Origin of the sequence: Rhodopseudomonas sp. BR0C11 (assembly GCF_010820945.1) — a bacterium.
GTDB lineage: Bacteria > Pseudomonadota > Alphaproteobacteria > Rhizobiales > Xanthobacteraceae > Rhodopseudomonas > Rhodopseudomonas palustris_H.
This window is the reverse complement of sequence record NZ_QTKI01000787.1, coordinates 1-705: the sequence shown is the minus strand read 5'-3', so window position 1 is coordinate 705 and position 705 is coordinate 1. Positions and strand designations below refer to the sequence as shown.

The following is a 705-nucleotide window of genomic DNA, read 5'->3' as shown; positions in this document are numbered from 1 at the left end:
CAACAGGAGGCCGGCGTCAAGGTCGACTGGGGCACCATCACCACCACCGCAGCGGTGTTCCAGATCGCCCGTCCGAGCCTGATCACCACGGCCGCCAATGCGCAGGCCTACGACGGCGAGCAGCGCAACAGAGGCCTGGAGCTGAACGTCTATGGCCTGATCCTGCCCGGGCTGCGCGGCATGGCGAGTGCGACGTTCATCAATCCCGAACTCACCAATCCGACCGACCCGACGCAGCGTGGCAATGCCGCGGCAGGCGTACCCGACAGGACGTTCTCCGCTGGGTTCGATTGGGATACGCCATGGGTCCGCGGGCTCGCGCTTAACGGTCGAGTGATCCACACCGGCAGCGCCTATCTGACCACGGCCAACACGCTGAGCTTCCCGGGCTGGACCCGTCTCGATATCGGCGCGCGCTACACCACGACGGCACTTACCGGCAAACCGGTCACCTTCCGCGCCAATATCGAGAACGTCACCGGCGAGACCTATTGGCTCACCACCGGCACCTACGTCACCGTGGGTGCGCCGCGCACCTATCTGCTCTCGGCGGCGTTCGACTTCTGATCGAACGCGCGCAGCGCTCGCAATGACTTCATGCCCGGCCTTCGTGCCGGGCATCCACGTGTCGGAGGCCTGTCGTCCGGCACGCGATCTTCAAGCCAACAAGGAGCACGACATGAACAAGCTCGGTCTCGCGGTCGT

At 65.2% G+C, this 705-nt stretch carries 1 protein-coding gene; it reads left to right on the top strand.

Features of this window, described 5'->3' with window-relative positions; all coding sequences use genetic code 11:
- A partial coding sequence (locus DYI24_RS27375; protein WP_164574545.1) for a TonB-dependent receptor domain-containing protein occupies nucleotides 1-567 on the top strand: 567 nt, incomplete at its 5' end.
- Nucleotides 568-705: the final 138 nt, after the last annotated feature.